Consider the following 13371-nt stretch of genomic DNA (forward strand, 5'->3'; position numbering starts at 1 on the left):
TTTTTTATTCGTTTCTATCAGAAAAAGAATTTAGACTTTAAACTCTTTCACTGAAGCTTGAAGCTCTTCAGCAAGCTGGGCAACTTGATGGCTAGATTGCGCAGTTTGATCTGCGCCTGTAGATGTTTCTTCTGAAATAGCGGCAATGTGTTCCAGCTTCTCCGAAACTTGCTGGCTAACTAAGTTCTGCTCTTGTGCCGCATGTGCGATGTGGGTACCTGAGTCATGTGCTTGGTGCACCGCATTACTAATACTCTCTAGTGCAATGTTAGCCTGCTCAGTTTTATCGACGCATGAGCTTGCTTGTGAACGACCAAGCTCCATTACCGCAACAGCTTCTTGAGTACCCTGTTGGAGCACCTCAATCATCTGCTGGATCTCTTGAGTTGAATCTTGGGTTCTAGAGGCCAGACTACGAACTTCATCAGCGACAACGGCAAAACCTCGGCCCTGTTCCCCTGCTCGTGCAGCTTCAATAGCGGCATTCAATGCCAGTAAGTTTGTCTGCTCTGCGATTGCCCTAATTACATCCAATATTGAGCCAATTGATGCACTGTCTGCATGGACTTTATTGATCACAACTCCAGCCTTTGATACTTCATCGGCTAGGGCAAGAATAGTACGTTTGTTTTCATCAGCAATTAGGCGCATGTGTCGACTTTCGTCATCAGCTGCTTTTATTTGGCTTAGGGCTTCATCAGCACTAGCAGTAACTTGCAGAGCACTTGAGCTAAGCTCAGTAGTTGCAGTAGCAACTTGATCTACCTGACTCTTTTGCTCTTGAATGCTTACCGTCGTTTGTGCGGTAATCGCAGATGTCTCTTCTGCTGCCGCAGCGAGTTGATCTGAGCGATCTAGGATCCCTTGGATTAAGGAGCGTAAACTGTCGACCAGTTTATTACAGTTACCTGAAAGCTTAGCAAACTCATCATGGCCGCTATCATCAAGCTTATGGGTGAGATCGCCAGAGGCTAATACATTGAGGGCGTGATTAATTTTGTCCAAAGAACGTTTAAGAGGACGAACTACAGCAAAACTTACGACAATCGCCACGACTATCGCGATGAGAACCAACAATAATGTTTGTATGCTGGCATTATCGATATCTTTTATTGCGTTGTTGCTGACCTCTTTAGAGATAGCCTCAATTGTCGAGGTGAGGTTCGCCATCTGCTTATTCACGTCGCTTGCCTGTTTCTGGACTGAGCTTAACAGTTGCGATGCTTTACTATTTAATTCTATCTCGTTGGCTTTCATCGAAATAAGGGAGTTGCTACCTTTGACAAGGGCAAAGACTTTAGACGCTTCTGTATTGATTTCATCAATCAGTTCTTGTTCAACAACACCTTCCCAGTGATTAGTCACATACTTCAGCCTGCTCTTGGTGTCGCTGACAATATAGTCGAGTTCTTTTGAGATGGTATTAAATTTAGATTTTTCAGTGGTACCAATTAAATCAAAGCTAGTGCTGACGATGCTGCTTAGGCTTGAATCAAGTGTACTGGCAGTGGCTGCAATTTCCTGCTTAATGACATCTTCGCTAAGCTCAAAATCGATAAGATCTAACAGTAGTGATGCGCTATCATCAACTGCTACTTCAACATCATCATATCTGTTTTTAATTCTTGCTTGAGTTTGCAGTGCACTTTCGTGAGTGCTAATCATGTTTTCGCTTTGGTTCTTAAAGCTGTTGTAGCTGCTTTTTAGTTTGTTAATGACTTGGCTAAAATCGCTTCTGTTACTGACTAACGCCGTAAGTTGGTTGAGTTCTTGTGAAAATGTGTTACTTGCGGTTTTAAATTGCGACTTTATCGCTGGTACGGCATTGCTATCCGGGCTGTGATAAGCCACTAATACTTGTTTCTCTTGTTTAGAGAGTGTGTGAGACAGGCGATTACTTGACTCTAGAGCCGGCAAACTAAGCTCTTGCAGTAGGGTTGTGCTAGTTTTGAGCTTACTATTGGTAAACCACGATGCGGCGCCTAAAACGATGAGTAGAAAGGTGACAAATGCGAAGCCTCCAATCACTCTAGTTGCTACATTTAATTTCATAGAAGCTCCATTTATTATTATATTATTCCAGATGACAACACTACATTGGAAGGCACGCTATAAATTATATCGACCAATTTCGCAGATAGTTTAACTCTTTTTTAACCTATTTTGAGTTATTTTTTGATCTGACTCCGCATGCCATAATGTTAGGTGCTCTCCCCAGCAACAACCGGTGTCTAGAGCTTGTAGTTTAGGTGAACTGACTTTGCCCATAATTGCGGCCCAATGACCAAAGACTAGCGTATGGGTTAGGCGTAGTTTTGCTTTATGGGCAAACCAAGGCGATAACTGTGGGTTATTACATTGTTCTATTGGTAGTTTGCAGTCAAAATCTAAACGGCCATCTGCATAGATGTATCGCATCCGAGTAAGCGCATTTATGGTGTAGATTTTTTTATCGAGATCCGATAGTTCCTCATTCCAACTAGCCACTGAGTTGGTATACATTTTTGCGATTAAGCAGGTTAAATAATCTTCTTGTTGTAGCGCTTTAGAAACATTACCTGCTTGTTCTTTTAGGGTATGTAGATCCCAGTTTGGAGGGACTCCAGCATGAGTCATGATGATGTTTTGTTCAGAATGTTCTTGGTAGAGTGGTTGCAGTCGTAACCAATCAATTAGCTTTCCAATTTCCTGAGAGTGTAACAGTTCATCTAACTGATCTTTAGGGTTAGCTCGTTTTAGCTTTCCATGAACTGCAAGTAAGTGCAGGTCATGATTACCGAGTGCCACCTTCGCTGAGCCTGATAATGCTTTAAGGTATTGCAGGGTTTGTAAAGACCCTGGACCACGTGCGACTAGGTCGCCTACAGTCCACAAACAATCGATTGATGGATTAAATGCTACTTTATCGAGAACTAATTTTAGTTCGTCAAAGCATCCCTGAATATCACCTACAAAGTAATTTGCCATGTAACGGTATAACCCTTAATGAAGTAAGCCTGGTACAGCAAGGCTAAATGCTGATATTGGTGCTTTGAACTCTTCGCCGTTACTCTTAATCATGGTGTAGTTGCCTTCCATTACTCCAAATGGAGTTTCTAGAACGGTTCCGCTGGTGTACTGATAGGCTGTATTGGGTTTTATCGTTGGAGTTTCACCGACAACGCCTGCACCTTCAACTTCACTTTGTTGTCCATTTGCATCTGTAATGCACCAGTAGCGACTTTTTAAAGTGACATCTTGATCACCTAGGTTGATTATGGTGATGGTATAACTGAATAAATATTTCTCTTCATCTGGTGTCGATTGCGCTTCAATATATTCAGTCTTAACTTCAACTTTTATCGGGGACAAGCGTTGGTTCATCTGTAGCCTCAGAGATCAAAATCAACAAAGTGTATCGACATATTAATGTGACTTTTAATGAATAGATAGCAACGTTGGCAAGTGCGACTCAAAATAAAAGGGCAAATATATGCCCTTTATAAATACTTTGATGATTAGTGCTGTTTATGATTTAGCCTGCTTATCAATAAACAGGTTTGCCATAGCAACGTATTGCTGCACACTAATCTGCTCTGGTCGCAAGGTAGAGTCTATCTCAAGTTGTGCGAACTCTTCGTCAGATAACATGTGCTTGAGGTTATTTCGCAACGTTTTACGACGCATATTAAATGCTGTAGTGGTTAAATGCCTCAAGACTTCAACATCCTTACATGGGAAAGGCTTTGTCTTATAAGGAACTAAACGTACAACTGCTGAGTCGACTTTTGGCGGTGGAGTGAAGCAACCAGGTGGTACTTCTAGCACAGGCATGACTTGACAGTGATATTGCGCCATGACGGTTAAGCGGCCATAGGCTTTTGTTCCTGGGCTCGCCGATAGTCTGAGTACAACCTCTTTTTGCAACATAAAGTGCATATTTTCGATGTACTGGGCAAACTCGAAAAGATGGAACATTAACGGAGTAGAGATATTATATGGCAGATTACCAAACACTTTCATCTGCATATCTTCACGAACAAGTTGCTTAAAATCAAAATTCAAGGCGTCACCTTGATGGATTTCAAGCTTATCTTTTAGCGTTGGATGAGTTTTCAGGCGCTCAACCAAGTCTTTATCTAGCTCTACAACGGTTAATTTGTCGATGCCACTAGCCACTGGCTCTGTAAGCGCTGCAAGGCCGGGACCAATCTCTACCATTACGTGCTCATTGTCAGGTGATATTGCACCTACAATACGATTGATCACATTTTCGTCGGTCAAGAAATTCTGACCGAAGCGTTTTCTAGCGGTATGGCCTAAATGTACTTTATTACTCATGGGTTAACTTTTCACTAATTCTTTGCGGCCAAATCAATGGCTCTATTTAATGCACAGACAAAACTACCAATATCAGCGGAGCCGGTGCCTGCAAGCTCTAGGGCCGTACCGTGGTCGACCGATGTTCTTATGTAGGGTAATCCTAGAGTAATATTGACTGAACTGCCAAAACCTCTAGCTTTTAGTACTGGAAGGCCTTGATCGTGGTACATTGCGAGTACTACGTCTGCATCTTCTAAGTATTTAGGTTGAAACAATGTGTCTGCTGGTAGCGGACCGATAATATCCATATCCAGCGCTCTTAACTCTTCAAGTGCAGGGATAATTGTATCAATCTCTTCTCTGCCTAAATGACCATCTTCCCCTGCATGTGGGTTTAGGCCGCAGACATAAATTCTCGGGTTGGGAATGGCGAATTTCTCGACCAGATCCTTATGAAGAATTTTAACTATTTGATGTAAGCGATCGCGCGTAATGGCTTTTGAAACATACGCTAGCGGAATATGCGTCGTCACCAATGCAACCTGCAACCCAGGGGCTGCTAACATCATTACCACATCTTGGCAGTTTGCCTGATTGGCGAAAAACTCGGTGTGGCCACTAAACGGGATCCCCGCTTGGTTGATTATTCCTTTATGTACCGGACCTGTAACTACAGCATCAAATTCGCCGACCATGTTTTTTTCTCCTGCGAAACGCAGAGTATCAACAACATAGTGGCTATTCTGTTCATCTAGTTTGCCGCATACCACTTCACTTTCTAAAGCAAAAGGTACAATTGTAAGCGTACCGGCTTCTTGCGCTTTAGGTGGTTGGTTCGGTTGGTAAGGGCGTAATTGAATAGCTAGGCCAAGTTTTTTGGCTCGAGCTTGCAGCAATTCAGGATCAGCACAAACAACTAGCTCAGCAGGCCAAGCCTGCTGAGCTAGTTGGATCACTAAATCTGGTCCTATCCCCGCCGGTTCACCCGGCGTGATAGCGATTCGTTTAGTCGACAATATGGTTAACCTCGATTTGGTTCCGGCTCGAAAATATCAATAAATGCTTCAGCACGCATTTCATCTAACCAATTCTGTAACTCTTCGTTAAACTTACGACGATAGATTAACTGGTGAGCGCGGTTTGTATTAAATTGTTCGGTAGCATCTGTGGTGCGTCGGTCTTCAAGCTGAACAATGTGCCAGCCGTGAGTAGAGCGGAATGGCTCACTGATTTCGCCTTTTTTAAGAGAGTTCAAGGCTTGTTTAAATGCAGGAACCCAAACATTTGGATCTGCCCAGCCCAATTCACCACCTTTTACTGCTGAACCTGGGTCTTCTGAATACTGGCGTGCAATGTCTTCGAATTTAGCTTCGCCTGAAAGGATCTGAGCTAAGAATCTATCCATCATGCCTTTCGCTCGTTCCTCTGAAAGGATCGGAGACGGTTTTAAGAGAATATGACGAGATTTAACTTCTTCGATCTCTTGGGTTTGCAAACCTCTAGCATCCATTATTTTGAGGATATGAAGACCTGCCCCGCTTTTGATAGGGCCTATGATATCATTAACTTTCGCATCATTGACGACTTCGGCAAATAAGGTTGGCATTTCATTGATGTTCATGTAATCCCAAATACCACCCTCTAGCGCTTTTGGGCCTGAAGAGGCTGCAATGGCAATGCTTCTAAAGTCATCACCATCTTTAAGACGTTTGAGTACTACATCAGCTCTTTTACTAGAAGCTTCAAGTTGAGCGCTGGTTGCATCACTTGGTACATCAATCAGAATGTGACCTATCTGAAACTCAACGTCTTTTAGGCCTTGCTCATTAATAAGACTTACTAGGTTGTTAATTTCTTGCGGTGAAACTTGGATACGACGTTGAACTTGAATACGTTGAATCTCGCCAAGCGTCACTTCTTCACGGAGCTGCTCGCGGTATTGGGCAAAAGAGGTTCCGTCACTTTCAATCTGAGCTCTCATATCCTCAACGGAAATGTTTTGTTCTTTGGCGATATTAGCGATGGTTTGATCTAATTGCAGATCACCAATATGCAGACCTATACGATCAGCCATCTGCATCTGCAGACGAGTAAGAATTAAGCGCTCAATAACTTGCGTGCGCAGCGCAGTATCTGACGGTAGCTTCTGACCAGCATTGGCAGCGTTGGCTTTAATGGTTTTAACCATGCCTGCAACTTCACTTTCTAAAATGATGCCTTCATTAATTTGTACTGTGACTCGGTCTAACGGTTCAACCGCAGCGTGAACAACTTGGCTCATCGCCAATGTTAGTAAAGCAAAAATCAATCTGTTACAGCGTTTCATCCACAAAAATCCTTGGCATTTATGAGTGTCATTTGCGGTATTTACATACCGTGTTAATGATTCTTTTGTCCTGCTTTGACTGCTTGTCTTCAGCTAGGTTCAGCATTTTAGCTAATTTTGTTTATCTAATTCTTCAAGTAAAGCGGTTTACGATAGTTAAATAGGCCATCGTCAAGCATATCTGAAACCCCTAAAGGACCTGAACCACCTAGGCCTTTTATCACGAAGTTTAAGTAAACACCGCTTTCAAATAGCTCTCGAGTATCATTGACTGGGTTGTCTTCGTCAACGTAATTAGTCTTAATTCGATAATGATAACTCAAACGTACTGCCCAGCAACATGATTCATATTGAAATCCTGTATAGGTTTCTACGCTGCGACTCTCATTGAGGTCATAATACCAGTTCCCAACCAGGTATAAGTTGTCGTTAATTGGCCATGCACCTCTAAAGCCGACTTGCTTAATATCGACGGACTCATTGGTATTGGTATTGAGTAAGTCGGGCACATAACGATAACTGGCCTGTAATAGCTTATTTTTACCTGGACGGTAATCAACGGTTAATTCACTCTTTTTGTTTTCGCTCTCTTTGGCATCGTATTGAATCGAACCACTTAAGAACCAATCGGCATAGAGTTGGGTGCTGAGCTCTGCGGCTAGTGCTGAGTTCGAGGTGTTCTCCTGAACAAATGTGTCGGCACTGCCGTTGACATCATTGATGCCTACACGGCTATCTTCCAAATATAAAATTTGGCCTAAGCTGAATTTGAAAATCTCTTTATTCTGTTCGTCAAACAGCTTGGTGGTTAGACCCAAAGTAAACTGATTGGCATCAGCTATTCGATCTAAGCCTGAAAAGCGACGTTCGCGAAACAGGCCGTTATAATCTTCTTGTAACTGAGCTGTATCGTAAATACCGATGTTTGATTGATCTTCATAGCCGACATAGAGGTACTGGAATTGTGGTTCTAAGGTCTGACGATAATTAGTATTAAAGTAATCAGTAAAGCGCTCGAAATTGATCTGACCATGAATGCGAACTTGCGGTAACGTACGGTTTACCGTGTCATCAAGTGGCGAGTTTGCCAGGTTTGAGTTGTCATCTTGCCAATAATTGGTTTGCAGTAGTTTGACTTCACTTGTGAGTGAACCTGCTGGGCCATGAATCGGATATGAAATACTCGGTTCAATATGCAAACGCGTCGCGGTTGAATATTCGCTGTCTTGATGGGAGAAGTTAGTGACTTCACTCATCAAGTTAATATCAAAACCGTTCCAATATTCAGGCGCGCGATAGTTAAAGGTAAACTGCGGCATAACTTGGTAAGGTTTTTCCTCCTCTCCAAGCACTTTAATATCTTGCACGCGGCCGCTTATATCCCAGTTTTCTTCAAAATAACTGATTTCACCAATTCGAGTTAACTGGTTATCTGTCGCACGTTGGACATCAGAGTTGAGGTCGTTGAAGTAGTTATTATCAGAAACATCAGTGTAGTTAGCCAATACGCGCCAATTCTTGTCTATGGCGCCACTATGTTCCCAATGATACAGATAACGATTCGGACTGTTGGTTAACTTATCGTCGTCGGGTAAAAATTCGAAGTTCAATTGACCTTGCTGCTTTTCACCAGCGAGATATCTAAACTCTGTCTTGGTATACAAACCACGAGCAGACATATAGTTAGGTGTAAAGGTAAGATCAAACTCAGGCGCAATATTCCAATAATAAGGCACGGCGAACTCTACACCGTTAGTGGTACTTGTACTAAACGATGGGAATAAAAAACCTGATTTCCGTTTATCTGACACTGGAATAGTCATGTAAGGAATATACATAACAGGTACACCACCAATTTTAAGCTTGGCGTCCCAGATCTCTCCCCACTCCTCAGTGCTGTCAATTTTTATCTTGTCAGCTTCTAATAACCAAGCAGGGTTATCGGCTGGGCAGGTAGTGAAATTGGTTTCAGACAGTAGCAAGTTATTCTCTTTGGTGATCTCCAGCTTATTAGCATCACCATGGATTTGTTGCCCGTGTAACCAATATTGTGCACCAAGTAGCGTCGCACTGTTACTGCGCATTTTTGCAACCAAAGAGTCAGCAGTTACCGTGAATAACTCATCTTGGAATACCAAGTTACCGTTGGCAGCTAACTCTTCTGCCTCTTGATCTAAAATAGCCTCATCTGCAGAGATGTTACGTCCGCCTTGACTAAAACTCACATCACCACTGAATTGAGCTTGTTTGCCCATCTGTGCTTTGGAGCTGTCAGAAATAATAGAGATACGCTCAAGATCTGCTGGACTGTCTAAATCATACAGCGGCACGTACGGTTTTACTGGAGGCTCAATAACACACTGCGAACTTTCAACAGTTGCAGTATTGGCGTCATTTGCCAAGACTAATTGGGGAAGCAGGCTCAAGGCCAGAAAATAACGGATCTGCATCTTAGGTCAATTAATTATGATTTCTTAGTCTGGACTATTGAAGAAGAGAAAAGTTGCACCCTTTCTTGGGCAACTCAGCCAAATAATTTGTTTCAATCGCTTAGCTGTTTCCATTTTGTCGTTATAATAAAGCAATTTCTTCTTAAGAGCCATGAGGTGCCCTTGTCAGATCCTAGATTTATTCAGTTAAATGCATGGCTAAACCAATATTTTAGCTCAAATATCACCCCGACGCTTATTTCGGGGGATGCAAGTTTCAGACGATATTTTCGAGTCATCGTTGATTCAGTTTCTTATATTGTAGTTGATTCGCCGCCAAAGCTAGTACCGATAACGCCATTTATACAAATAGCCGAAAGTTATTCTGCTATAGGAATTCCTGTTCCTAAAGTGATTGCTAGCAATGTTCAGCAGGGCTTTATGCTCCTTAGCGATCTTGGTGATACCCAGCTGTTATCAGTACTGACCGCTGGCAATTTGACTGAATACTATCAAAAAGCGTTATTACTGCTAACTGATATTGCTAAAGTGACAACAACTGAACAGGGTGAACTGCCTATTTACGATGATGAATTTGTGCTGCGAGAGTTGAATATCTTTATCGAGTGGCTTGCTGTACACCATCTTGGATTAGCTATTGATGAAGTTGAGTCCCGTACTCATGATGTTTTCGATATTTTAGTTGAGAATGTCAGACAGCAGCCTCAAGTTGGCATGCATCGAGATTACCACAGTCGAAACATCATGCTACAAGATGGCGAGCTGAAGGTGATTGACTTCCAAGATGCGGTGATAGGACCTGTGACTTATGACGCCGTTTCACTATTGCGTGACTGTTATATTCGTTGGCCTGAGCAGAGTGTTAACCAGTTAATGTCACTCCATTATAAGCAAGCGCTAGGGGCTGGGTTGTTATCTACAGCCGTGAGCTTCTCACAATATCAACGTTGGTTTGATCTTATGGGACTGCAACGGCACCTCAAAGCTGCAGGGATCTTCGCTAGATTGAATTATAGAGATAATAAGCCAGCATATATGGCCGATATTCCGTTAACTTTGGAATATATTCGTGATATTGCCAATCGTTACGCTGAACTAGCTGAATTTAGCCAGTGGATTGCAAACGTCATCATTCCTGCTGTAAAGGGCAAACCATGAAAGCAATGATTTTAGCCGCTGGGCGTGGAGAAAGACTGCGCCCCTTGACTGACCATATACCTAAACCTTTGGTTGAAGTTGCCGGGAAACCTCTCATTGTTTACCACTTAGAAAAGCTCGCTAAAGCGGGCTTTAAAGAGGTGGTGATAAATCATGCATGGCTAGGTCATAAGCTAGTATCTATGCTAGGAGATGGTGCTACTTGGGGACTCACAATTAGCTATAGCGAAGAAACCCAAGCGCTGGAAACCGGCGGTGGGATAAAGAAGGCATTGAGCTTACTTGGGGATAAGCCATTTTTTGTTATTAATGGTGATGTCTTTATTGATACTTTACCAAAAATCAGTGAATTGAGTGAAGGGGAGTTGGCACATCTATGGCTGGTTGATAACCCTATACAGCATCCCGCTGGCGATTTTGCACTGATAGAAGGTAAAGCTGCGGCGCTTGGTGAGAACAAGTTCACCTTTTCGGGTATGGGAGTATACCATCCTGCTTTGTTTGGTAATATTGCCGAGCAAGCTTTTGCACTCGGGCCATTACTGCGAGAAGCGATGGGCAATGGTAAAGTTTCAGCAGAGCACTTTGCTCCATATTGGTGTGACGTTGGTACGCTAGAACGTCTTGAAAAAATTGAAGAGCGTGAAGCACAAAAGGGTATGTAATGCGAATTTGGGGTAAGGTTTTTGGTTTTATTATTGGTTATATGTTCGGTCGCCTTGGCGGTGCCATTTTTGGCTTGTGGCTTGGGCATATGTATGACCGACGTCAAAGTGCTAGAGCTGGTTTAGGCAGTAGCAGTAAGCGTCAAGCGCTATTTTTTAATACCACATTTGCTGTCATGGGGCATGTTGCAAAAGCGTCTGGTCAAGTTACAGAAATTGATATTCGTATTGCAAATGCACTGATGGATCAAATGCGTCTCACTGGCGATGCCAGAGCTGATGCGCAAGCTGCCTTTAGAGAAGGTAAAGAGAGTGACTTCGATATTCACGCCTGTTTGAAGACGTTTAGATTGATTTCTATGGGTCGTAAAGAGCTACTGCAAATGTTCTTAGAGATCCAGATTCAAACGGCACTATCAGATGCGAAGCTGGATCCTAAAGAACACACGATTTTATCGACGATTGCAAAAGAGTTAGGCTTTAGTCAAAAGCAACTCGATGAGCTGTTGGCAAGATGGCAAGCTGAATTCAATTTCCATCAACAGGGCGGGGCGGGTCACCAGACCTCCGTTGCAGATGCTTATGACGTGTTGGGGATGAAAGAGTCGATGTCGGACCAAGATATTAAGCGCGGTTATCGTAAGTTGATGAATGAACATCATCCCGATAAATTGGTTGCCAAAGGCTTACCACCTGAAATGATGGAACTGGCAAAAACAAAAGCACAGGATATTCAAGCCGCCTATGATAGGGTTAAAAGTGATAGAGGTATGCGTTAAGCCTTGAATTAGTGAAAGTAAAATAATAAAAGGAACTGTCATGAAAAAGAGTCTAGTACTTGCATTGATCGGATTATGCTCCTTACCCGCTGCTGCTGAAGTCTATGTTGCCCCTTTTGGAGGTTATAGTTTCGGCGCCAGCAATTTTGATGTCTACAGCACTCAAGGTGATGATAGTGGCACCGTGAAGCTGTCAGAATCTGAGAACTATGGCGTTATGCTCGGCTTTACCACAAAAGATCCTGGTAATGTTTATTTACTATATAGTCACCAATCTACTGATCTGCGCGCAAGTGGTAATTTTAGTCCTAATATCATTTCTAAAATGGATGTCGACTACTTTCATGTTGGTGGCAGCCTGTATTTCCCTGTCGAAAATGTAAAACCTTATGTGACGACCAGTCTTGGTTTAACCCAGCTACGACCCAGTGGTGAATATTCTAACGAAACTCGTTTTTCGGTTGCTTTAGGGGGAGGGGTTGAATATCAAGCGACTGACGCATTGTCATTATTTGCCGAAGTAAAAGGTTACGCGACTTTTATTAGTGCAGACAATGAACTCTTTTGTAGTGGCCAAGGTTGTATCTGGAATATTCAATCAGACATTATGTGGCAAGGCCAAGCAAATATTGGCGCGAGTTTTAAATTTTAAATGAAACGTGAGAATGATTGATGCGAATAGTGGTGTTAGATGGATATGCATTAAACCCTGGTGATCTAAGCTGGCAGCCTCTTGAAGAGATAGCAGAGCTAGATTGTTTTGACCGTACTCCAGCGCAAGATGTATTGGCACGCAGTAAAGATGCTGAGGTGTTGTTCACTAATAAAACCGTGCTTGATGCCGCGACCTTAAAACAGCTTCCCAAACTTAGATATATTGGAGTACTTGCCACTGGCAAAAATGTGGTTGATATCGATGCCGCTAGCGCACTTGATATTGTGGTCACCAATGTTCCTGGTTACGGCCCTGACGCTGTTGCACAAATGGTATTTGCGCATATCCTAAACGCCACTCAGCAAGTTGCTCGCCACTCTGATGCTGTTATGCAGGGGAGATGGTCATCGAGTGATGATTTTTGTTTTACCTTGTCGCCGCTGCAATCACTTAAAGGCAAAACCCTAGGTTTAATCGGCTTTGGTGATATTGGCCGCACTGTCGCCCAAATCGCGCTAGCGTTTGGAATGAAGGTAGTGGTTAATACTCGACACTCCAATCTTAAGCTACCAATAGGTTGCACTTGGGTAACACAGGACGAGTTATTTACCCATGCGGATATAGTGTCATTGCACTGTCCATTAACGACGACTACTGACAAGTTCATTAATCAAGACGTGCTCAGCAAAATGAAACGTAGCGCTATGCTGATAAACACGGCTCGCGGCGGCCTAGTTGATGAAGTGGCTTTGGCTGATGCTTTGGTAAAAGGGGAGATAGCTTTTTGTGGTGTAGATGTGTTGTCTACCGAGCCACCTCAAGCAGACAATCCACTGCTATCAGCGCCAAATATTACTATTTCACCGCATAATGCTTGGGCAACCATTGAAGCAAGACAAAACTTGTTAAATATTGCTGTAAATAACCTGATTGCTTTTTTAGCCGGAAAGACAATTAACAGGGTGAACTAGTAGCATGATTGGTTGAAAAAAGGCTCTGTATCTCAGCAGAAATATAGAGCCTATTGTCTGTTTTA

At 42.8% G+C, this 13371-nt stretch carries 12 protein-coding genes; 5 read left to right on the forward strand and 7 right to left on the reverse strand.

Annotated features, from left to right (window positions below; genetic code table 11):
- Window positions 1-30: 30 nt before the first annotated feature.
- From L2730_RS01925 to lptD, 7 genes are all read right to left on the reverse strand, one after another.
- Window positions 31-2052, reverse strand: a complete 2022-nt coding sequence (locus L2730_RS01925) for a methyl-accepting chemotaxis protein (protein ID WP_248973044.1) — start codon at window positions 2050-2052, stop codon at window positions 31-33.
- A gap of 90 nt (window positions 2053-2142) precedes the next feature.
- Window positions 2143-2967 carry a symmetrical bis(5'-nucleosyl)-tetraphosphatase gene (locus L2730_RS01930; RefSeq protein ID WP_248973045.1) on the reverse strand — a complete coding sequence of 275 codons (825 nt, stop codon included), beginning with the start codon at window positions 2965-2967 and terminating at the stop codon, window positions 2143-2145.
- Between the two features lie 15 nt (window positions 2968-2982).
- Window positions 2983-3363, reverse strand: a complete 381-nt coding sequence (apaG, locus tag L2730_RS01935; protein WP_020914093.1) for a Co2+/Mg2+ efflux protein ApaG — start codon at window positions 3361-3363, stop codon at window positions 2983-2985.
- A 144-nt stretch (window positions 3364-3507) separates the two neighbouring features.
- On the reverse strand, window positions 3508-4320 hold the full coding sequence (rsmA, locus tag L2730_RS01940; protein WP_248973046.1) for a 16S rRNA (adenine(1518)-N(6)/adenine(1519)-N(6))-dimethyltransferase RsmA: 813 nt from the start codon (window positions 4318-4320) through the stop codon (window positions 3508-3510).
- 14 nt (window positions 4321-4334) lie between these two features.
- The gene (gene pdxA / locus L2730_RS01945; RefSeq protein ID WP_248973047.1) at window positions 4335-5318 is read right to left on the reverse strand and encodes a 4-hydroxythreonine-4-phosphate dehydrogenase PdxA; all 984 of its coding nucleotides are present in this window, start codon (window positions 5316-5318) and stop codon (window positions 4335-4337) included.
- Window positions 5319-5323: 5 nt separating this feature from the next.
- Window positions 5324-6628 carry a peptidylprolyl isomerase SurA gene (gene surA, locus L2730_RS01950; RefSeq protein ID WP_248973048.1) on the reverse strand — a complete coding sequence of 435 codons (1305 nt, stop codon included), beginning with the start codon at window positions 6626-6628 and terminating at the stop codon, window positions 5324-5326.
- 125 nt (window positions 6629-6753) lie between these two features.
- Window positions 6754-9078, reverse strand: coding sequence for an LPS assembly protein LptD (gene lptD, locus L2730_RS01955; RefSeq protein WP_248973049.1), 2325 nt, complete (start codon window positions 9076-9078; stop codon window positions 6754-6756).
- Window positions 9079-9234: 156 nt separating this feature from the next.
- On the opposite strand from lptD, the gene L2730_RS01960 reads away from it, so the two are divergent.
- From L2730_RS01960 to L2730_RS01980, 5 genes are read left to right on the forward strand one after another with little or no spacing between them, the layout of a single operon-like run.
- Window positions 9235-10236: an aminoglycoside phosphotransferase family protein gene (locus L2730_RS01960; RefSeq protein WP_248973050.1), complete on the forward strand. Its 1002-nt coding sequence runs from the start codon at window positions 9235-9237 to the stop codon at window positions 10234-10236.
- The gene (murU, locus tag L2730_RS01965) at window positions 10233-10901 is read left to right on the forward strand and encodes an N-acetylmuramate alpha-1-phosphate uridylyltransferase MurU (RefSeq protein WP_248973051.1); all 669 of its coding nucleotides are present in this window, start codon (window positions 10233-10235) and stop codon (window positions 10899-10901) included. Before L2730_RS01960 ends, murU begins: the two co-directional genes overlap by 4 nt.
- Entirely contained in the window at window positions 10901-11680 is a 780-nt protein-coding gene (gene djlA / locus L2730_RS01970; protein ID WP_020914086.1) for a co-chaperone DjlA, read from the forward strand. Before murU ends, djlA begins: the two co-directional genes overlap by 1 nt.
- A gap of 40 nt (window positions 11681-11720) precedes the next feature.
- A complete protein-coding gene (locus L2730_RS01975; RefSeq protein WP_248973052.1) occupies window positions 11721-12332 on the forward strand; it encodes an outer membrane beta-barrel protein in 612 nt (203 codons plus the stop codon).
- Between the two features lie 20 nt (window positions 12333-12352).
- Window positions 12353-13306 carry a D-2-hydroxyacid dehydrogenase gene (locus L2730_RS01980; RefSeq protein ID WP_248973053.1) on the forward strand — a complete coding sequence of 318 codons (954 nt, stop codon included), beginning with the start codon at window positions 12353-12355 and terminating at the stop codon, window positions 13304-13306.
- Window positions 13307-13371: the final 65 nt, after the last annotated feature.

This window comes from Shewanella kaireitica (assembly GCF_023284045.1).
GTDB lineage: Bacteria > Pseudomonadota > Gammaproteobacteria > Enterobacterales > Shewanellaceae > Shewanella > Shewanella kaireitica.